Source organism: Kitasatospora sp. NPDC002543 (genome assembly GCF_053594915.1).
Genome location: NZ_JBSFWR010000031.1, coordinates 38,759 through 58,817, shown reverse-complemented (window position 1 = coordinate 58,817; position 20,059 = coordinate 38,759). Strand labels below are relative to the sequence as shown.

Here is a 20,059-nt window from a genome sequence, read left to right as displayed (position 1 = left end):
TGCTCACGGCTGTGCGACGTACTCGATGGAGTGCCAGATCAGCCCGCGATGGGTGAACGAGGCTCGGCTGAGGACACCAGCGTGCCCAGGCGGAGCCGCTCGGTGGCGCAGGCCGCCGCCGTCAGGGTCGGCAGCGAGCCGAACCACGGCTCGTCCTGGAACGAGCGCCAGCTCAGGTGGTCGTAGGTGTACGCGGCGTGGAAGCCGAGCTCCTCGGCCCGCCGCCAGATCTTCTGCCCCTCGCTCCACCGGTGGACGGGGAGGATCACGGTGCTCAGTCGCATACCGCCGACCCTACGCGCATGCTTCGGGGATCGGCGCGTGGTCGGTGAGCGCGGCGAGGGGCCGTGGCCGTCGGCGGCGCGGGTTCACCGCCACAGCCAGCTCAGCAGGGTCGTCGCCGTGAACACCGCGCCCGCCGCCAGCAGGACCGCGCGCGGGGACAGCCACCAGGGGCCTTCCGGGGGCCGGAGCCGCGGGGCCGGGGCCAGCAGCGCGTCCGCGAAGGCCCGGGCGGTCGGCGGCCGGTCCGCCGGATCGACGGACATCGCGGTCCGCAGCAGCACGGCGAGGTTCGGCGGGAGCTCCACTCCCGCGGGGAGCGCCGGCAGCGTCGAGGCGGCCTGTCCGCCGGTCAGCAGGGCCGTGGCGCGTCCGCCCGGGCCGAACGGCTTCTGCCCGGTCAGCAGTTCGTAGGCCACGACGGCCAGCGCGTACACGTCGGCCCTCCCGTCGAACCCGCCGGTCTGGAAGGCCTGTTCGGGTGCCATGTAGGCGGGCGTGCCCGTGGTCACCGTGAGCCCGGAGGCGTCGGCCAGCCGCTTGGCGCTGCCCAGGTCCGCCACCAGCACCGCGGCGGGCGCGGGCTCGGCGGCGAGCAGCAGGTTGGACGGTTTGACGTCGCGGTGCACCACGCCCGCCTCGTGCAGGACCTGGACCGCGTAGCCCGCCTCCGCGGCCAGCCGCAGCGCCTCCTGCGGGTCGCACTGCCCGACCCGGTCCGCCAGGGTGCCGCCGCGCACGTAGTCCATGACGAAGTAGGGCCGGTCCTCCTGCACCCCGACGTCGTGCACCCGGACCACCCGCGGACTGGCGATCCGGCGCAGCAGCCTCGCCTCCGTCAGGAACCGCTCGCGCACGTCCGCGTTGGCGGCCCAGTTCTCGGCCAGCACCTTCACCGCGACCTCGGTGTCGAGCTCCGGATCGTAGGCCTTCCAGACCGTCGCGAAGGAGCCGGCTCCGAGCCGCTCCAGCAGGAGGTAACGGCCGAGCTTGCGCATGTGGCAGCATTCTGCCGGAGTCGGGGGGAGTGCGGAACTCCCGTTCGACGGGCGGGGTGCCGGGCGGGACGAACGGGGGATCCGGGTGTTCGAGGAAGGCGAGCTGGAAAGGCTCGTGACGGCCGCTCAGGCGGGGGATCCGGGGTCGAAGGAGTACCTGCTGGCCAAACTGCGGCCGGTGGTGCTGCGCCGCTGCTCGCGCTTCCTGCCCCACCACGCCGACGCGGAGGAGGCCGCGCAGGACGCGCTCCTGTCCGTCAGCACGCACCTGGGCGAGTACGGCGGCCACGGTTCCTTCCTGGGCTGGGTGACGGTGATCGCCTCGAACGCCGCCCGGTCCACCTACCGTTCGCTGCGCCGGCGCGCCGAGGACAGCCACGCCGACCTCCCCGAGTCCGTCGACCCGCGCACCACCAGCGTCATCGCCGGGACCCGGCTCGACCTGATGGAGGCGCTGGCCGCGCTCGAACGGCGGCACCCCGCCCTGGTGGAGGCCTTCGTCCTGCGCGACCTGTGCGACCTGACCTACGTCCAGGTGGCCGAGGAGCTGGACGTTCCGCTGGGCACGGTCAAGGACCGCATCCACCAGGCCCGCCGCTTCATGCGCGAGCGTCTGGTCACCGGCCCGTGAACGACGGTCCCGCGGCGGGCGGCGACGGCCGCGCCGTCGTCCGGCGCCGTTCCGCCGTCGCCGCCCTGGTGGCCGCGGCCGCGCTGGGGCTGGTGACCGGCCGGTTCGTCCTGCCGCCCCCCGGCCCCGCCACGCACCCGGCGGCGCGGCCGGGTGCCGCGACGCCCGGGTCCTCGGCCTCCGGCTCCACCTCTCCGACCGCTGCGGCCGGCGCGACTCCCGCGACCGCTCCGGCCGGCGCGACCGGGCCGGTGACGAGCGCCAACCTGCTGGGGCCCGAGGCGTTCGGCCCGGACGTCGACACCGGGCGGATCCACGTCACCGACCGGTTCGGCGACGGGGCCTACGCCAACGCCGCCTGCTCCGGCGAGAAGACCCTCGCCCAGACCCTGGGCGGGCGCGGTGCCCACTTCCGCGGACTGATGACCACCACCCGCACCTCCCCGGACGACCCCACGGTGGCCCTCGGCAGCGGCAACCAGGTCGCCCGCGAGATCGCCGCCGAGACCCCGAGCCCTTCCCTGGCGCAGAACTTCGCCGACCGCCTGCTGCTGGAGGAGGTGCCCTGCCAGGAAGCGGTGCCGGGGCACTGGGTCTACGGGCCGACCACGACGGTGCGGCTCGCCCCGGACGTCACCGCGAGCTGGATGGGCACCTACCGGGGGGACCTCAACACCACCGGCAGGGCGCCCGAGGGCACGGAGCCCTGCGGCGGCATCGCCGTGCTGCGCAGCGGCAACCACTACGCGGTGCTGGAGGTCGACGCCTGCCTGGGGACGGCCACGATGGACCGCGTCGTCAGGACCGCTCTGTCACAGCTGTGAAACAGCCGGTCGGGGCTCCAACTTTCCCTTCCCCGGCGGCATCTCCCCGGTCGTACGAGGACGCAGCAGGCGTCCCGACCAACAGGGGGACCGGATGACCGAGAACCAGACCGTCCAGCAGAAGTCCGTTCACCGCAACCGGGTCGCCGCCGCGGCCTGCCTCGCCGCCGCACTGATCACGGCTGGCGTCGTCGGCACCCAGTCGGCCACCGCCGACGGGACCGCGCACGGGTCCGCCCGCCCGGCCGCGGTCGCGCCCGCCGCGCCCGGACTCGGCTCCGCCCGCCTGGTCCAGAGCGAGGACTACGCCCGGCAGGGCCTGAACCCGGTGGGCGCGACCGTCGACCTGACCGGAGGCCAGGGGCTGTCCGCGTGCTCCGGCGAGGAGACCATGCGCGGCCTGACCAAGGGCGCGGCCACCGGGTACGCGTCCGTGTCCTGGACCTTCGACACCGCCGGCCGGCTGGCCGAGTCGGCCGCGAGCGCTCCCACCGGGACCGCGGCCGACGCCTGGGAGAAGCAGCTCGTCGCGCTCGTCGAGGACTGCCAGGACGAGCCCGCCGGCCACTGGTACTACGGCGCGGCCCACACCCTGACCGTCACCGGTGGCACCGCCCGCTGGTACACGGCCTACAACGGGGACGGCGTCGTCAGCGGCTGGGTCGCGGTGCTGCGCAGCGGCACCGGGGTCGCCGTCGTCGAGCTCACCGGCCGGTCCGCCGACGCCCCGGGCCGTGTCGAGGGCGTCGTCACCGCGGCGCTGAACCGGCTCCACTCCTGAACGGCGGCCCGCTCCGCCCGCGCCGGCGGGCGGAGCGGGCCCCGGACGTCGAAGGGGCCCCCACGCCCAGGACGCCCACGACCACGACCACGACCACGGTGAACGGCCGCCCGCGGAACGGGGACCGGCGCGCCCGGTGCCCCGGTCAGCTCCGGCCGCTCGTGAAGGCGTCGACGTTGAGGTCGCCGCAGACGCTGAGGACGCCCTTGTCGACGCCGCCGGTCACGGGCACCTGCACCTGCTGGGTGGTGTTCGGCAGGATGATCGAGACCTTGGAGCCGGCCACCGCGCACACGTAGCGGGCGGAGGCGGAGCCCTGGCCGTTCAGGTCGCTGTACAGCAGGTCCGCGGTGGCCTGGGCGCCCGGGGCCAGCGTCACCGGGGTGATCGGGCCGCTGTCGTGGCGCACGGCGTCGATCGGGGAGGACTTGCCCTGGTCGTCGGCGAGCTGCACGCCCGGGTAGCCGGTGAGGGTGCAGCTGTGCCCGGAGGTGTTGACCGCGCGGATGGTCGCCGTGGCGGGCTGCTGCTCGGAGGCGTGGCCCGCGGGGCCGGTCACGGTGAGCTTCACGTCGGCGCCGGCGCAGGGCTTGGAGCCCGCGGGGGTGGCGGAGGCGGCGGCCCCGCCGCCCGTCGTCGGCGCCGCCCCGCCCGGGGTCGTGCCGGTGCCCGCCCCCTTCGTGGCCGGCGCTCCGGACACGGCCGGGGCCTGCGCGGAGCCCGCCGTCGAGGGCGTGGAGGCCGCCGCCGGGGACGAGTCGGTGTTGGGCCCGTCGCAGGCGGTCAGCGCGAGGCCCGCGGTCAGGGCAACGGCGGCGGTGGCGATCAGGCGTGCTGCGGTGCGCATGTGTGTCTCCCCCATGGGCAGGTCTCCCTGCCGAATGCATGTCGCTCGTGTTCTTCGGCCTTCCACACCAGTTGTATCCCGCGGAGATCCACAGCTCCATGCCCCGCCTGTCACAGCCATGCCACAGCGGTGAGGCGGTAGGGCGTGCCCGCGGTGGAGGCCTGGTGAACACGGTGCTCAGCCGCGTGCCCCGGCCCGGCGCCGCGGGCCGGGCCGGGCCGGCCACGGGACGCCCGCGCCCGGGGGGTTACGGGTGCGGGCGGGTGCGCTGGGTGGGGAGGGACGGGGCGCAGGTGCGGCGGGCGAGCTCGGCGAGGGTGTGGAAGAGGACGTCGCCGAGCAGGACCGGGTCGCGCGAGGCGTCGGACGCCTGCGGCTCGCGGGCGTCGGGGCGGGCGGTCGGGGGCGGCTGGTCACGGAGCTGGCGTGTGGGCATGGCTCTTCCTGCCGACGGGGTGGCCGTGCGCGGTTCCTGCCCGCCGTGACCGGCCGGGCACCCCGGGTACGGGCGGATCGGCCGGAAACGGCGCATGAAGGGCTTGATCACGGTGAGGGCGGCCGGTGGGCCGCAGGCCGGGCCCGGTGGCCGCAGGCCTGGCCCGGTCGCCGCGGGACCGGGCCCGGTGACCCTTCCGCGCCGATGGGCGAAGATGGACCGGTGACCGAACCCCGTACCGCACCCCGCCTCGTCGCCACCGATCTGGACGGCACCCTGCTCTGCTCCGGTGGCACCGTCACCGACCGCACCGCCGCGGCGCTGGCGGCGGCCGAGGCGGCCGGGGTGCAGGTGGTGTTCGTGACCGGGCGCCCGCCCCGCTGGATGCGGCAGGTGAGCCCGCACATCGGCGGTCACGGGGTGGCGATCTGCTCGAACGGCGGCGCGGTGGTGGACGTGCGGCGCGGCGAGCTGCTGGAGACCTTCCCGCTGCCGGTGGAGACGACCCTGGCGGTGGTCGAGGCGCTGCGGACCGCGCTGCCGGGCACCGCGTTCGCCTTCGAGTACCCGGGCGGCTGGGCCCGCGAGGCCGGGTACGCGGTGCCGATGTGGGGCGACGAGCTGGAGCACGAGGTCGGCCGGGCGGAGGAGCTGCTGGGGGCCGGTGGTCCGGTCCGGGGCCTGTTCAAGCTGCTGGCCAAGCACCCGGACCTCGACCCGGACAAGTTCCTCGCCGAGGCCAGGGCCGCGGCCGGGCACCTGGCCGAGATCACCCGCTCCGCGTCGATCCCGCTGCTGGAGATCAGTGCGCCCGGCGTCACCAAGGCCAGCACGCTGGCCCGCTGGTGCGCCGGGCGCGGGATCGACCGGAGCGAGGTGGTGGCCTTCGGCGACATGCCGAACGACCTGGAGATGCTGGCCTGGGCCGGCACCGCGTACGCCGTCGCCAACGCGCACCCGCAGGTGCTGGCGGCGGTGCCGCTGCACACCGTGAGCAACGAGCAGGACGGTGTGGCGGCGGTGCTGGAGCGGCTCCTCGGCGTGTAGTCCGTGGCCGCCGCCCCAGCCGGGCGGCCGAACGGGCTCAGCCGAAGCGGCCGTTGACGTAGTCCGAGGTCCGCTGGTCGGCCGGGTTGCCGAAGATGTGCTCGGTCGGCCCGGCCTCGACGATCCGCCCCGGGGTGTCGTGGGTGGCGAGGAAGAACGCGCAGGTCTGCGAGACGCGCTGGGCCTGCTGCATGTTGTGGGTGACGATCACGATGGTGAGCCGCCCGCGCAGCTCGGCGATGGTCTCCTCGACCCTCCGGGTGGAGGTCGGGTCGAGCGCGGAGCACGGCTCGTCCATCAGCAGGATGTCCGGCGAGACGGCCAACGACCGTGCGATGCACAGGCGTTGCTGCTGGCCGCCGGAGAGCGCCCCGCCCGGGGTGTGCAGCCGGGTGGACACCTCGTCCCAGAGCCCGGCCCGGCGCAGGCTGGTCTCCACCAGGTGCTGGCGCTCGTCCTTGGACACCTTGATCCCGGCCAGCTTGAGCCCGCTGGAGACGTTGTCCTGGATGGACATCGCCGGGAACGGGTTGGGCCGCTGGAACACCATGCCGATCCGGCGCCGCACCTCGGCGGGCCGGCGGCCGGGGCGGTAGACGTCGTCCCCGTCCAGCAGCACCTCGCCGGCGAGGGCGGCGCCGCGCACCATCTCGTGCATCCGGTTGAGGATCCGCAGGTAGGTGGACTTGCCGCAGCCGGACGGTCCGATCAGCGCGGTGACCTCGCCGGCCGGCATCGCCAGCGAGACCCGCTCCAGCACCTTGCGGCTGCCGAACCAGGCGGAGACGTCCCGCGTCTCCAGCCCGGCGAGCGGTTCGCCGGGCAGGCCGTCCGCGTACTGCTGGTCGGCGTACGGGGCGGCGGCGACCGGGGGGAGGGTGATGGTGTCGGCGACCGGGTCGGGCGCCTGGGTGTCGGTCAGTGGTGCGTCGGTCATCGGAACGGCCCTCCGGGCGCGCGTCAGTAGAGGTTGGGCAGCAGGGCGGCGGCGTTCTCGTAGACCGCCCAGAGCAGCGCGCCGACGACCGGCGCGAGGCTCAGGTACGCGGCCGAGCGCCGCCAGTACCGGGCCAGCACCACGGCGCCGGCCACCGCGCCGAGCAGGCCGAGCGACCACAGCTGGAGCGTGGCCAGCGCGCCCTTGTCCGCGGCCAGCGCCTTGTCGTACGGGACGGTCGCGGGCCGGCCGCCGGGGTTCTGCTCCGGGTCGCCGTCCAGTCGGGCGCCGACCAGCACGGTGGAGCCGGGGATCCAGTCGGAGTCGCCGGTGACCAGCACCAGGCGGTTGCGGGCCTGGTCGACGACCGGGTGGTCGCCGTCGCCGTACGCGTTGACGGTGTAGGTGAACTTGCCCTGGCCGGTGGTGGCTTCGATCTTGTCGCCGACCCGCAGCTTGGACAGCCCGGCGAACGGCGCGCCGAAGGTGGCGCCGCGGCCGAAGACCACGGCCACCCCGCGCTGGCCGGGCAGCGCGGTGTCCCGGCGGTGGCCGGGGCCGCGCATCAGGTCCCGGCCGGTGGTGCCCTCGACCACCACGGCCTGGTGCAGGCCGATCGCCGGGATGTCCAGCAGCGCCACCGGGGCGCCGTCCGCGGCCGCGCCGGTCGGGGCGACCGCCCGGGCCAGCTGGTCGCGGAAGGTCTTGTACCCGGTGGACTGGTAGTGCTTCTGCTGGATGTTCGAGAGCGTGAACAGGTACCCGACGAAGCCGAGCACCAGCGCGGCCGCCAGGCTGACCGCCCAGGCGCCCTGGAGGAACCGCCGCCGCCCGGGGGAGACGGCGGGCCGGGCCGGGGCCGGCGGGGCGGGGGCCTCGGCGGCCGGGGCGCCCGGCGCCACCGGCTTCTCCAGCACCGGGGCCGTCACGAGGTGCCGCCCGAACCGTTGCGGCGGCGCAGCAGCCGGCGGCCGAGGAGCGGCGGGACGAGCACCACGGCGAGCAGTTCCAGTGCGGTGAGCGAGGACAGCATCCAGTCCTCGGGCTTGCCGCTGACCTCGACCACGTTGGCCGCCACCTCGGTGGCGGCGCCGCCGCCGCGGCCGCGGGCGACCACCTGGCCGGTCTGCGGGTCGACCACGTCCTCGGTGCCGCCGTCGCCGGCGCCGGGCGCGTTCGGGTCGCCGCCGGCCGCACCGCCGCCGGCGGCGTTCGGGTCACCGGCGCCGTCGCCCGTGCCCGCGCCCGCACCGGTGCCGCCCGCGCCGCCGTTCCCGGTGCCGCCGGTGCCGCCGGACCCGCCGGCCGCGCCGCCGGAACCGCCCGCGGCACCGCCGGAACCGCCGGCCGCGCCGCCGGAGCCGCCCGAGCCCGAACCGGTCTTGACCGGCTGGCCGTTCTGCACGGTGCAGTCGATCGGGGTGCCCGCCTTGTCACAGGGGCTGGGCATCGGGGCGTTCTTGAGGACGGTCAGCTCGCCCGCCGAGTTGAAGGTCGGGTTGGCGCAGTTGGAGAGGGTGTTCGGGTCGACCGGGCTGGCGTTGCCGGGGATGTTCCTGGTCTGCAGCAGCCCGCCCTTGACCAGGCCGCGCGGGATCGGCGAGTAGCCGAGGTCGTCCGCCTTGCCCTGGCCCTCGCACAGCACGTAGGAGAGGAAGCGGCTGAGCGCGGAGCCCTTGTCGTTGTTGAAGCGCGGCGGCGGCGGGCTGGCCGCACCGGCCCGCGGCACGATCAGGTAGCTGTAGCTGGAGATCGGGTAGGCGCGCGGGTCGTCCATGGTGTAGACGCCGTCGAGGTTCTGCTGCAGGTAGTTCGGGTCGTTCGCCGGGGTGCCGTCGTCCACGCCGCGGATCTTGGCGGCGGTGAGCGCGACGGCGACGTTGGAGGCGGTCGGCAGCGAGTAGTAGCCGGCCTGGTTGAGCACCTTCACGACCGGCCAGTTGCTGCGCTTGGCGAAGGCGTACTCGTCGTAGCCGATGGTGCCGACGTTGGTCGGGGACTTGATGTAGCCGGCGACGACGTCGGAGCCGTTCTGCGCCGTCATCCGGCCGGAGGGCGGGAAGAACTCGGTGTAGTCGCCGCAGCTCACACCGTTGACGGAGGCGCAGTAGGCGTCCCACTGGTCCTTGTGGGTGTGCTCCATCCAGCGGGTGAACTGCGCGGTGGCGCCGGAGCCGTCGGAGCGGACCACCGGGGTGATCGGCAGGCTGGGCAGCGCCCTGCCGTAGTCGGCGGTGATCTTCGGGTCGTTCCAGTTGGTGATCTTGTTGGTGAAGATGTCCACGATGGTCTGCGGGGACAGCCGCAGGTCGCGGACCTGCTTGCCGCCGACCACCAGGTTGTACATGAAGGTGGTGCCGCCCGCCGTGATCGGCACGTAGGAGAAGCCCCAGACCGGGTTCTCCGCGCTTCCGGCGCCGTTCGCCTTGCCGCCCTGGCCCACGCCGGTGTCCTGGGCGGAGCGGAACGGCACGTCCGAGGCGGTGAAGTCGTCCTGCCCGACCGACCACTGGGTGCGGCCGGCGGCCGAGCCGACCGGGTTGAAGTTGATCTGGATGCCCTGCGGGGACACGTCCTGCCGCCACTGGTCGATGGCGGGGCCGGCCCAGCTGGAGCCGTCCGCGCTCAGCGAGACGGAGGCCGCGAACGCCGGGGTCTGCCCCAGCAGGGGGGAGGCCGCCGCGAGCATCAGGGACATCGTCCCCGCCAGCAGCCGGGCCACGGAGCGACTGAGGCCCCTGGACATGTGAACTCCTCTGGTACGGAGGGTGGTTGGCCTTGTCATCGATGCTTCGCCTCGGAGTGGAGGGCGTACGGGCGGGCGATGCCCCCGAGGGCGGCCGCCTCCTGGCGGCGGGCCTCCCGGCTGATCATGCGCTTCTGGGCCCTGGTCAGCTGGCCGGGCCGGCGGCCGCCCAGGACGCGCGCGGTGACGAAGAGGATCAGCACCACGGCCATCAGGGTCAGGCCCGCGGCGAAACCGCGCGCGATCATCCCGTCGTAGGGCTGCTTGACGTAGTTCCAGATGTACAGCGGCAGCGACACCTGGTGCTCGAAGAACGGGTTGCCGTTGAACTGCGAGGTGAAGCCGGAGGTCAGCAGCACCGGCGAGGTCTCGCCGACACCGCGCGCCATGCCGAGCACGACCGCCGTCACCAGGCCGGGCCGGGCGGTCGGCAGCACCACGTTCCACACCGTGCGCCACTGGCTGCCGCCGAGCGCGTACGAGGCCTCCCGCAGGGTGCCCGGCACCAGCCGGATCACCACCTCGGCGGCCCGGGTGACGATCGGCATCATCATCACGGTGAGTGCGAGGGAGGCCGCGAAGCCGCTCTTCTCGAAGCCGAAGGTGAGGATCACGACGCCGAGGATGAACAGCCCCGCCACGATGGACGGCAGGGCCGTCATCGCCTCGACCAGGGTGCGCACCGGGCGGGCCATCCGGCCGCCGACCTCGGACATGAAGACGGCCGCCGCGATGCCCAGCGGGACGGCGAACAGCGTGGCCAGGCCGAGCTGTTCCAGCGAGCCGACGACGGCGTTCAGCGCGCCGCCCGAGTCCAGCCCGTCGAGCGGGCCGGTGTGGTCCATCGACTGGGTGAAGAAGTTGAGGTGCTGGGCGGCCTCCCAGCCGCGGGTGGCGACGTAGCCGATCTGTTCGGCGATCAGCCCGACCACCAGCAGCCCGGAGCTCCAGGCCGTCACGGCGATCAGCCGGTCCCGCACCATCATCGGGTGCCACTGGAGCCGGCCGACCAGGTAGTAGCCGGCCAGGAAGAGCAGGTACCAGCAGATCAGGAAGCCGAAGGCGCCGCTGAACGGCAGCACCCGCTCGTACAGCACCCAGTCCAGCGCGAGCGAGCCGACGGCCGCGCCCGCCACGGTGAGGACGTCGTCGCGGGTGACGCCGCCGATCCGGAGCTTCTTCTCCGGCCGCGGGGCCCCGGTCGCGGCGGGCCCGGCGGGCGCCGCTTCGTCGACGGGCCCGGACGCCGCGACCGGCGGCAGGTCGAGCGTGGTCATCGGATGGTCCCTTCACGGTTCGGGTGGCGGCGTGCCCCACGGGCGATCTGACGGTTCGTCATGCTCAGTCCGCCGTCGCCGCGCCGGAGCGCGAGCGGTTGATGACGAACCCGGCCAGCACGTTGACCAGCAGGGTGAGCGCGAACAGCACCAGACCCGCGGCCATCAGCGCGGAGAGCGACAGCGCGTCCGACTCGCCGAAGCGCAGCGCGATCAGCGCCGAGATCGAGTTGGCGCCGTTCTCCAGGATGTGGGTGATGGCCTTGAAGTTCGGCGAGATGATCAGCGCCACGGCGATGGTCTCGCCCATCGCCCGGCCGAAGCCCAGCATCACCGCGCCGATCACACCGCCCTTGCCGAACGGCAGGACGACCGAGCGGACCATTCCCCAGCGGGTCGAGCCGAGCGCGTACGCGCCCTCCCGCTCGCCCTGCGGGGCCTGGGAGAAGACCTCCCGGCTGAGCGAGGTGATGATCGGAATGATCATCAGTGAGACCACCACCCCCGCGATGAAGGTCGACGAGGTGTACGAGGTGCCGATGTCGCCGGTGCGCACCTTGAGGAACGGGACGTAGTCCCCCAGGTGGTTGGCCAGCCAGCGGACGAAGCCGAGGATCCGCGGCTGGAGGAAGAACAGGCCCCACAGGCCGTAGACGATGCTGGGGATCGCCGCCATCAGGTCGACCAGCGAGACCAGGGCGGCCCGCAGCCGCACCGGGGCGTACTCGGAGATGAAGATCGCGGTGCCGAGCGCCACCGGGACGGCGATGACCAGCGCGATCAGCGCGATCAGCAGGCCGTTGGGCAGGACGGCGCCGATGCCGAAGTTGTGGGCGGCGGTCTGCCACTTCTGCTCGGTCAGGAAGGACCAGCCGACGGCGCGCAGCGCGTCGGTGCCGCGCAGGATCAGGAAGAAGGCGATCAGTCCCATGATCGCGAAGACCGAGAGGCCGGCCAGCCGCAGCACGCCGCGGAAGACCCGGTCGCCCGGGGTCGCGGGGGCGGTGATGGTGCGCGGCACGTCCTGGTCGGGCCCGTGGCCGGGTTCGCGTGGTGCCCCGGCGTACGGTGCCGCGGGCTCGGCGGCGGATGTCATGGTGTGCTCTCCGTGCTCGGGAACGGGCGTGCTCGGTGAGGGACCGGGGCGCTGCCTCGGCGGGAGGGAACGCGCTCGGCGGGGCCGGAACGGCGGCCCCGCCGAGCGCGGGTTCCTACTTGCGGCGCAGTCGCGACCACTGGGTGCGGGCGCCGGCCAGCACCTTCGCCCCGGCCGGGGTGCCGCCGAGGAACAGCGCGGCCGGTCCACCGACCAGCAGCACCAGGCCGGCGATCAGCGCGACGGGCAGCAGCAGCCGGGCGGCGCCGGAACGGTCGGGCACCGGGGTGCCGACGGGGGCCGCGGCGATCGCGTTGCCGGAGGGCGCGGCGCTCGCGCCGGGCTTGGCGCCGCCGGCCGCCGGGGCGCCGGGCGCCGCGGCGCCGCCGGCCGTGCCGGTCCCGGTGGAGCCGGTGCCGGACAGGCCGCCGCCGGACAGGCCGTCGGAGGAGCCGAAGCCGGTGCCGCCGGAGTTGCCGTCCGCGGTGGTGCCGCCGGTGCCGGAGCCGCTCACCGGGGTGACGCCCTCGCCGGTGCCGCCGGATCCGGAGGAACCGTTCCCGTTCTCCGGGGTGCCGGGCTCACCGCCGGGCGGCGGGGCGGTCTGGTTGCCGGGCAGCTTGCCGTCCTGCGCGGCGACGTGCTGCACGGCCTCCTGGGCCTGCTGGCGCTGGGCGCCGGTCAGGGCGAGGTAGCCCTGGGTCAGCTGGCCCGGCGCGAGGCCGTAGGTCTGGCCGTCGGTGGTCACCGACTTGAGGAACTGCGCGATCGAGGCGGCCTTCTCGGCGGACACGCCGCCGGTCGGCACCATCGCGTACTGCACGGCGGTCAGCGGGTACGCCCGCTGGTCGCGGGAGAACGCGGTGTCCGGCGTGCCGTAGGGCAGCTGCTGGACCCCGGTGGCGGCGTCGGTCGGCATGTCGGCGACGGCGGCCTGGAAGCCGGCCGTGCCCGGCGCCACGAAGGAGCCGGCCGGGTTGCCCAGCGCGGCCTCGGGCAGCGAGAAGGCCTTGGCCTGCGCGGTGTCCATGATGGCGAGCAGCGCGCGCTGGCCGGGGATCTGCGCGGGGCAGGCCTTGTGGCTGCCGTCGGACTCGGTGTTCGGCTGCTGGCAGTTGGGCTGGTACTGCATCAGGTTGCGCGCCACCCGCCCGAGACCGTCGAGCGAGGGGTTCCACTCGTACTGCTTCCAGTGCTGGAAGTCGACGCCCGCGCTGCCCTGGGCGGGCCCGGAGAAGTCCTGGGTCTGGAACGCCTCCGCCGGGTAGCCGGCGAACCGCGGCTTCAGGTAGAAGGTGTCGACGCGCATGCCCCACGGGTCCGGCTCACCGTCGAGGAAGCGGCTCGCGTCCGGATCGGCGGCGAACCACGAGGTCAGCTGGTAGGTGAAGTCGGTGGTGCCGCCGGGGACGCCCGGGTAGATCGTCAGGGTGCCGCCGCAGCTCGTCGGCCAGTGGATCCCGTTGGCCGCCGTCTCCGGGTTCAGCTGCTTGAACTCGGGGTCGGTGAAGAGGCAGGTCGGGTTGCCGGCCACGGAGGGGATGCTCGTTCCCGGTGAGGCGTAGGACTGGGTGAGCAGTTTGGCCACCAGCCGGGCGTTCAGCTTCATGTCCCGGATCTGCCGGCCGGTCTTCGGGTCGTCGATCAGGTACGTGACCGAGATGCCGGTCGTGGCGAGCGGGGCGTAGACGTACGGACGGGTGGGCGGCGACCGGTCGGGCCGCGCCGTCAGCGCGACCTCGGTGGTGCCGCTGCCGGCCAGGAACGCCGCGCGGGCCTGCGGCTCGCCGCCGGCCGGGACGTAGCCCACGGTCATCGGCGATTCGCCCAGGCACAGGCCGGCCCGCCACTGCTGCATGGCCCGGTTGGCCATCTCCAGACCGGCGGCGCCGAAGGCCTGGCTGCTCGCCGCGCAGGAGTCCGGCGTGGGGGCGAAGGAGAGCGGGACCACGGTCCGGTGCTGCCAGGCGCACTGCTCGCTGGTCCGGTTGCCCGTCTTCCAGTTCTGGTTGCCGGGGGTCATGATCCCGTCGGCGGCGGTGTAGCCGTCCGGGTCGGTGTCCAGGTCGTGGAACTCGCAGTCGGCCTTGCCGTCGAGGACCTGGTAGAGGTCCAGCGGGTCGCCGCCGTAGTTCGGCTCGACCACCAGGGAGCAGGGGTGGGTCGCGTCACAGCCCAGCGTGGAGCTCTCCTTGGAGCTCCACACCTCGATCGAGGCGGTGCCCGAGCCGTCCGGGCCGGTCGCGGCGATCACCTGGTTGGTGGGCCACTCCGGGGTCTCCGTGCGCGTCGGCCGGGGCGGCTGCTCGAAGCCCTTCGTCGCGTCGCCGCCGTAGAGGGTGCTGCCGTAACAGTCCGTCACCGCCGGGTCGGTGCCGCGGCACTGGTAGATCCGCACCGCGTAGAGGATGTGGGTCGACAGCGGCTGCGCCGTCGGGGCCGGGGCGTTGGAGCCCAGGAAGACGGTCGGGGTGAAGCCGCTCCAGGAGACCTGGAGCACCTGGTTGGTCAGGTTGGCCGTCTGGGAGACGGTCACGCTTCCCGGCTGGCCGTACTTCTTGGTGGCCGGAATCCAGACCTTCGGGCCCGGAACCGTCACCGCCGAGTCGGCATGCGCCTGCGGCGCCGCGCCCAACCCGATCGGAATCACGGCGAGCGCCGCCACCACGGCCTTGACGAGTGCCAGGGCCGGTAGTCGACGGCGCCACCCCCCTTGGCCTCTCGGTTCGGGTACGGGGTTTCTCATGGCGAGGCCTCCGGGAGATGCGGGCCGCCGAGGGAGGCGGCGCGAGGGCGTCGATCGCGCTGGGGACGGACGATTCCGTGCGTACTATTCGGCCAGCCGGACATGGCGGGATCCGGTCGGCCAGATGTACGAGACCACAACGCGACGACTCCGTACCGGAGTTGGGAACTCCGCAAACGGGCGGGCCCACGCCGAGGCGCGGGCCCGCCGACCTGCGGTCCGGTACCGCGCGGGCGGTACCGGGTGGCTCAGTGCGCCGGGGTGTAGGACAGCGCGAGCTTGCCGATCTTCTGGCCGGCGGTGAAGTAGCCGGTGCCCAGCTTGGTGTCCAGGTACTGCGCGCCCGCCGCGTCCACCTCGAAGCTGGAGGAGGTCAGGTTCTGGGTGAGGCCGCTGCGGGTGATCACGTTGTCGCCGGACGGGTCGAGCAGCGGGACGGGGGTGGTCGAGCCGTTCGGCACCGCGGTGAAGTAGCCGTTGTCGACCGAGAAGTCGAGCTGCTTGAAGGTCACGCTCTTGCCGGTCTTCAGGTTCAGGAAGAGCAGGCCGCCGCCGAACTGCACGTCGCCGTAGAAGGAGGGGATGTTCGCAGCGCCGCCGGTCACCGGGAGCGTCACGGTGAGGCCCGCGGTCTGGTCGTACGCCGGGTTCGCGGGCTGGAGCGGGATGACCACGATGCCGTTGAGCGCGGCGTTCGTCAGGAAGTCGACGTCCGTGGTGATCACGGCCTGGCCGGCGGCCGGCGTGGTGGCCGTGTCGGCGACGGCGGCACCGCTCACCGCGGTCAGGGAGAGGACGACGGCGGCACCGGTCGCGGCCAGGCGGGCGCTGATGCGGGACATGCTGGACTCCTTGGGAGAGGGAGAGGTGAGGTGCTGGTGGTGCGGGAGGGCTCAGGAGCGGGGGCTGCGGCCGCAGGCGATCCAGGAGAGTGGCCCGGCGGCCGCGGGGCGAGGCCCCGCGGCCGCCGGTGTGGTGCGGGGTGGCTCAGGAGTGGGTGACGGAGCCGCAGGCGAAGGAGGACAGCGGCAGGAAGCCGAAGCTCTTGATGTCGCTGGCGCCGTTGGTGCAGATCCAGCCGCCCTTGCCGAAGATGGCGCGCAGGGTGGCGTTCGAGGTCCACTCGGAGTCGCGGAAGACGTTGTAGACCACGCGGGCGTACGGGGTGGCCGCGAAGTTGCCGCTGATCTGCTTGAGGGTGGTGTCCACCGGGCCGCCGGTGACGCCGTCGACGTTGCGGATGGTCAGCGGGCCCTGGACGTCGGCTCCGGTGCCCTTGCCGTAGTAGACCTGGCCGATGTAGTGGGCCACGGAGTAGGGGACCAGCGCGTTGACGTCGGCCAGGGCCGTGTCGCTGCCCTGGTTCTCCTGGGTGCCGCTGGTGACGCAGGCACCGGGGGTGACCGCGACGCCGCCACCGATGGTGGTCAGGAAGAACGAGCGGGTGCCCGAGTCGGACTGCGGCAGGAAGGGCTTGATGGTGGCGTTCGGCAGCGCCGGGTCGATCTGGTTCCAGGTGGTGACCGCGCAGGTGTAGATGTCCTTCAGGTTCGCGGTGCTCAGGTTCGCCGGGGCGTTGCCGGTGGCCGGGGCGGCCCAGGCGACGGCGTCCTTGGCGAAGCTCACGAAGTCGTCGGTCGTCGGGTCGGAGGACTGCGGGCCGCGCGAGGAGCGGGCGAAGTCCACCGTGGTGTTGGTGTAGGTGGTCAGCGCCTTGATGCCGGCACCGGAGCCGTTCGGGCGGGCGATCGTGGCGGCGCCGGCCTTCGGGGTGATGGTGGTGCCGGTCGGGGTCGCGTCCCAGCTGTAGACGCGGGGGGCGTTCGGGTCGGTCAGCGACGCGTTGTAGTCGGCGGCGAGCTGGTTCAGCACGGCCTGGGTGGTGTCCGAACCGGTGCCCGCGAAGTCGATGGCGCGGGGGGTCACGCCGGCGGCCGGGTCGGCGACGGCGGTGCCGCCCGCGACGGTCGCGAGGGAGGTCGCCAGGGCGGCGACGGTGAGCAGCTTGGCAGCGGTCTTACGCATGTTCCTCTTCCTCCGGGGGAGAGACGTACATCGCGTGAACCCGCACTCCGTTGGGGAGTTCGGGGCCGTGTGGCCGCGTCCGCTGCGGCCTCGCCGGCAGTGCCGATCCTGTCCGCCGGGGAGGTTCCGCCGGAAGAGAGGTGGAGTCCCGCCGGGGAATGTCGACTCATCGGTTCAGCGAGGTTTAGCCACTGGTCAGCGTGCACGTGACAGGGGCACTGCCCGGTCTCCGAAGCCGGTCGACGTTCTTCTCCAGGAGGCTGCTCGGGGTGTTGCCGGAAACCTGTCCTTCACCGGAACTGCACGGACCGGGACCGGAGCGGAGCCACCCCCTCCGGGAACGCCGACATGACGGTCCGTCGAACGACGGACCGTCATGGTTCCGGACGGTCAGAGGGGCCGGCGGCCGTCCCGCCCGGACCGCCGCAACTCCTGCCCCACCCACTGCAGTCCGGCCAGGAACCCCTCGATCCCCGCCTGGCACTGGTCCCGCCGCAGGTACCCCCGCGCACTGCGGGCGACCGGAACGGCGTCGGCCGTGCCCGGCCGGGTGCTGCGCACCGGCAGGTAGGCGGCCCAGACCCACTGACGCCCCTCGGACTGCCCGACCGAACACCGCAGCGCGGCCCGTTCGATCAGCAACACCCGTACAGCCTCGGCGAGTTCCTCCTCGCTCCGGTAGCTCCGCACGCCGACCCCGAGCGGCCGCCCGTTGGCGGCCCGCAGCACCCAGCCGAGGCAGCGGTCGGCCGCCGGCACGGTCAGCAGCCGCGGACCGCGCCGTTCAGCGGCCATCGGTGCGTCTCAACGGCACCGCGGGCTCCGGGAGTTCGCGGGGCGGCTGCTTGGCGAGCAGCACCACGAACCGCCGGAAGGCGTTCTGGCAGGTCGCGTACCGCTCGTACGCGCGGCTGGAGCGCACCTCGGGGAAGGCCCGTGAACTCGGGACGACCCAGATCCAGCCGATGCCCTCCCGTACGTGGGTGATCCGCGCGGTGAGGTCGCCCGCCGTGGCGCGCAGTCCGTCGAAGCCCCGCTCGGCCTCGCCCACCGTCTCGAACGCGGCCGGGGTGATCGCGACCACCCGTCCGTTGGGCGCCTTCAGTTGCCAGCGGTAGCGCCCGTCCGCCGCCCGTTCGGCGCGGAAACCCCCTCGACTTGCCCCTGCTGCGGTGTAGCCGCGGCCGGCAGCGTTCACTGCCCCCTCCGTCCGGTTGCCCTCCGGATTCCCCTCCGAGCGGGAGCAAAGCTATGTGTGCACACGGAGGCGCCGAAAGCCCAGAACGTTCACAACTTGCGCTGTTGGCCCGGAAGTTCTCTCTCGTTTAACTTTCATCCGTCCTGGTCGGCAACCGGCCCGCAGACGCACCGCGAACAGCCGGGAACCGGTCGGGGACCGACCGGAAACGGTCAGAGCCGGGCGGTCCAGCGCACCATCGTCCCCTTGCGGTAAGGCCCGCTCTCGTGCCAGGCGTCGCCGCCGAGCGCCTCGGCGCGCCGGGTGAGGTTGAGCAGCCCGCTGCGCCGGCCGCCCGCCGGGATGCCCACCCCGTCGTCGGTCACGGTGAGCAGCACACCGGGCCGCCCGCCCCGGTCCAGCGACTCCGGGTCGCCGCCCATCGGCCGCCCGTCCTCGTCCAGGTGGCTGGTCGCGTCGATCTCCACGCCGACCCGGGAGGCCCGCGCGTGCCGGGCCGTGTTGGAGAGCATCTCGCGCAGCGCGGCCAGCAGTTGACGGCCGGTCTTCTCGCCGACCAGGCTCTCCACCGGCCCGACGAAGCTCACCGAGGGCTTGAACCCGAGCGCGGCCGCGGCCTGGCTGGCCTCCCGCAGCACCCGGGTGCGCAGGGTGTCCGGAGCGTCGCCGTGGTTGTCGTGCTGGAGGGCGTAGATGGTGGTGCGGACCTCCTGGATGGTGGCGTCCAGCTCGTCCACCGCCTTGCCGATGCCGACCCTCACCTCGGGGACGATCGCCCGCCGGGCGGCGCTCTCCAGCATCATCCCGGTGGCGAACAGCCGCTGGATCACCAGGTCGTGCAGGTCGCGGGCGATCCGGTCGCGGTCCTGGAAGACGGCCAGGCGCTGCTGGTCGCGCTGGCCCTCGGCGAGCCGCAGGGCCAGCGCGGCCTGCGAGGCGAAGGTCTCGGCGAGCTGCTTCTCGCTGTCGGTGAACGGCACCGCGCCGGTGGGGCGCCAGACGCAGAGCCCGCCGAGCACCCGCCCGGCGGCGACCATCGGCACGGCCACGGACGGGCCGAAGCGGCGGGCGAGCCGGATCACCACCGTCGGGTCGCTGGACATGTCGTCCAGGTAGACGCTCTCCCCGGCGAGCAGCCGCGCCGCGAAGCTCTCCCTGGGCAGCAGTTCGCCGCGGACGTACTCGGCCAGTTCGCCGGAGGCGTGCGCGACCCGCATCTGCCCGTCGCCCTCGCCGCCGCCCTCCGGGCCGGTCGGCAGCAGGATCATGCCGAGCGCGGCGTCCGCCAGCTCCCGGACCTGCTCGGCCGCGACGGTCAGCGCGCTCTCGGCCTGCTCGGCGGAGAGCAGGGCGGTGGCGACGGCGGCGGCGCCGGCGATCCAGCGCTCGCGGCGCCGCCCCTCCTCGTACAGCCGGGAGTTCTCGATGGCCACGCCGGCCGCGGCGGCGAGGGCGTGCACCACCTGTTCGTCCTCGGGGGTGAAGGCGCCGCCGCCCTTCTTCTCGGTGAGGTAGAGGTTGCCGAACACCTCCGCCCGGACCCTGATCGGCACGCCCAGGAAGGTCCTCATGCACGGGTGGTGCGGCGGGAAGCCGGAGGAGCGCGGGTCAGCGCGCAGGTCGGCCAGCCGCAGCGGCTCGGGGCGGTCGATCAGCGCGCCGAGGATGCCCCGGCCGGCGGGCAGTTCGCCGATCTCGGCGGCGGTCCCGTCGTCGATCCCGACGTGGATGAAGTCGGCCAGGCCGGTGCCGCCGGGGGCGATCACGCCGAGTGCCGCGTACCGGGCGTCGACCAGCTCGGCCGCGCCCATGGCGATCCGGTGCAGGGTGGCGTGCAGGTCCAGTCCGGCCCCGATGGAGACCACCGCCTCCAGCAGCCGCTGCATCCGGTCGGTGACCGCGGCGGCCGACTGCAGGCGTTCGGCGACCTCGGTGACCAGCGTGTCCAGTCCGAGCGAGGCGATCTCGGGCACCCGATGGGGTGTCGGCTCGGCAGTGGCCTCGGGGAGGTCCGGCGTGGGGTCCATGAAGAAAGCCTAGTTTGTACGCTTTTCAGACGAAGGACGGCGCGACGGACGCGCGAGGCCGGTGCGGGCCCGGCGCGACGGCGGCCCGACGGCGGCCCGGCAGCGGCGCGCGACGGCCCGACGGCGGCCCGGCGGGCGGTACCGCCGGCCGCCGTACGGCC

At 73.8% G+C, this 20,059-nt stretch carries 18 protein-coding genes and 1 pseudogene; 4 read left to right on the top strand and 15 right to left on the bottom strand.

All coding sequences use genetic code 11. From position 1 onward, the window contains the following. Nucleotides 1-47: 47 nt before the first annotated feature. Nucleotides 48-284, bottom strand: a pseudogene (locus tag ACWD4P_RS15895) (LLM class flavin-dependent oxidoreductase); the annotation flags it as partial. 84 nt (nucleotides 285-368) lie between these two features. Next, nucleotides 369-1,280, bottom strand: coding sequence for a serine/threonine-protein kinase (locus ACWD4P_RS15890; RefSeq protein ID WP_359826062.1), 912 nt, complete (start codon nucleotides 1,278-1,280; stop codon nucleotides 369-371). Nucleotides 1,281-1,395: 115 nt separating this feature from the next. Here ACWD4P_RS15890 and ACWD4P_RS15885 point away from each other — a divergent pair, with 115 nt between their 5' ends. From ACWD4P_RS15885 to ACWD4P_RS15875, 3 genes are all read left to right on the top strand, one after another. After that, complete coding sequence (locus ACWD4P_RS15885) at nucleotides 1,396-1,911, top strand: RNA polymerase sigma factor (RefSeq protein WP_359826065.1); 516 nt, start codon at nucleotides 1,396-1,398, stop codon at nucleotides 1,909-1,911. Next, a complete protein-coding gene (locus tag ACWD4P_RS15880) occupies nucleotides 1,908-2,735 on the top strand; it encodes a hypothetical protein (RefSeq protein WP_449779985.1) in 828 nt (275 codons plus the stop codon). Before ACWD4P_RS15885 ends, ACWD4P_RS15880 begins: the two co-directional genes overlap by 4 nt. A 94-nt stretch (nucleotides 2,736-2,829) precedes the next feature. Next, nucleotides 2,830-3,516 carry a hypothetical protein gene (locus ACWD4P_RS15875; protein WP_449779984.1) on the top strand — a complete coding sequence of 229 codons (687 nt, stop codon included), beginning with the start codon at nucleotides 2,830-2,832 and terminating at the stop codon, nucleotides 3,514-3,516. Nucleotides 3,517-3,661: 145 nt separating this feature from the next. Here the strand turns inward: ACWD4P_RS15875 and ACWD4P_RS15870 are convergent, their stop codons facing one another. After that, on the bottom strand, nucleotides 3,662-4,363 hold the full coding sequence (locus tag ACWD4P_RS15870) for a DUF4232 domain-containing protein (RefSeq protein WP_449779983.1): 702 nt from the start codon (nucleotides 4,361-4,363) through the stop codon (nucleotides 3,662-3,664). 247 nt (nucleotides 4,364-4,610) lie between these two features. Beyond that, nucleotides 4,611-4,799: a hypothetical protein gene (locus tag ACWD4P_RS15865; protein WP_359831355.1), complete on the bottom strand. Its 189-nt coding sequence runs from the start codon at nucleotides 4,797-4,799 to the stop codon at nucleotides 4,611-4,613. A 204-nt stretch (nucleotides 4,800-5,003) separates the two neighbouring features. On the opposite strand from ACWD4P_RS15865, the gene ACWD4P_RS15860 reads away from it, so the two are divergent. After that, on the top strand, nucleotides 5,004-5,846 hold the full coding sequence (locus ACWD4P_RS15860) for an HAD family hydrolase (RefSeq protein WP_449779982.1): 843 nt from the start codon (nucleotides 5,004-5,006) through the stop codon (nucleotides 5,844-5,846). 37 nt (nucleotides 5,847-5,883) lie between these two features. Here ACWD4P_RS15860 and ACWD4P_RS15855 read toward each other — a convergent pair whose 3' ends face one another. From ACWD4P_RS15855 to ACWD4P_RS15805, 11 genes are all read right to left on the bottom strand, one after another. Next, the gene (locus ACWD4P_RS15855; RefSeq protein ID WP_359831359.1) at nucleotides 5,884-6,783 is read right to left on the bottom strand and encodes a phosphate ABC transporter ATP-binding protein; all 900 of its coding nucleotides are present in this window, start codon (nucleotides 6,781-6,783) and stop codon (nucleotides 5,884-5,886) included. 23 nt (nucleotides 6,784-6,806) lie between these two features. After that, nucleotides 6,807-7,712 (bottom strand): sortase, encoded by a 906-nt coding sequence (locus ACWD4P_RS15850; RefSeq protein ID WP_449779981.1) that lies wholly within the window; start codon nucleotides 7,710-7,712, stop codon nucleotides 6,807-6,809. Then, entirely contained in the window at nucleotides 7,709-9,529 is a 1,821-nt protein-coding gene (locus ACWD4P_RS15845; protein ID WP_449779980.1) for a phosphate ABC transporter substrate-binding protein PstS, read from the bottom strand. Before ACWD4P_RS15845 ends, ACWD4P_RS15850 begins: the two co-directional genes overlap by 4 nt. A 35-nt stretch (nucleotides 9,530-9,564) precedes the next feature. Continuing rightward, the gene (pstA, locus tag ACWD4P_RS15840; protein WP_359831236.1) at nucleotides 9,565-10,806 is read right to left on the bottom strand and encodes a phosphate ABC transporter permease PstA; all 1,242 of its coding nucleotides are present in this window, start codon (nucleotides 10,804-10,806) and stop codon (nucleotides 9,565-9,567) included. A 64-nt stretch (nucleotides 10,807-10,870) separates the two neighbouring features. Further along, on the bottom strand, nucleotides 10,871-11,902 hold the full coding sequence (gene pstC, locus ACWD4P_RS15835) for a phosphate ABC transporter permease subunit PstC (protein ID WP_359831234.1): 1,032 nt from the start codon (nucleotides 11,900-11,902) through the stop codon (nucleotides 10,871-10,873). A gap of 115 nt (nucleotides 11,903-12,017) precedes the next feature. Next, nucleotides 12,018-14,501: a hypothetical protein gene (locus ACWD4P_RS15830; RefSeq protein ID WP_449779979.1), complete on the bottom strand. Its 2,484-nt coding sequence runs from the start codon at nucleotides 14,499-14,501 to the stop codon at nucleotides 12,018-12,020. A gap of 395 nt (nucleotides 14,502-14,896) precedes the next feature. Further along, nucleotides 14,897-15,490 (bottom strand): hypothetical protein, encoded by a 594-nt coding sequence (locus ACWD4P_RS15825; protein ID WP_359827202.1) that lies wholly within the window; start codon nucleotides 15,488-15,490, stop codon nucleotides 14,897-14,899. Between the two features lie 145 nt (nucleotides 15,491-15,635). Continuing rightward, a complete protein-coding gene (locus tag ACWD4P_RS15820; protein ID WP_359827205.1) occupies nucleotides 15,636-16,673 on the bottom strand; it encodes a PstS family phosphate ABC transporter substrate-binding protein in 1,038 nt (345 codons plus the stop codon). Nucleotides 16,674-17,063: 390 nt separating this feature from the next. Beyond that, nucleotides 17,064-17,468, bottom strand: a complete 405-nt coding sequence (locus ACWD4P_RS15815; RefSeq protein ID WP_359827207.1) for a hypothetical protein — start codon at nucleotides 17,466-17,468, stop codon at nucleotides 17,064-17,066. Further along, entirely contained in the window at nucleotides 17,458-17,871 is a 414-nt protein-coding gene (locus ACWD4P_RS15810) for a YegP family protein (protein WP_359827210.1), read from the bottom strand. Before ACWD4P_RS15810 ends, ACWD4P_RS15815 begins: the two co-directional genes overlap by 11 nt. 212 nt (nucleotides 17,872-18,083) lie before the next feature. Further along, nucleotides 18,084-19,898 carry a GAF domain-containing sensor histidine kinase gene (locus ACWD4P_RS15805; RefSeq protein WP_449779978.1) on the bottom strand — a complete coding sequence of 605 codons (1,815 nt, stop codon included), beginning with the start codon at nucleotides 19,896-19,898 and terminating at the stop codon, nucleotides 18,084-18,086. Nucleotides 19,899-20,059: the final 161 nt, after the last annotated feature.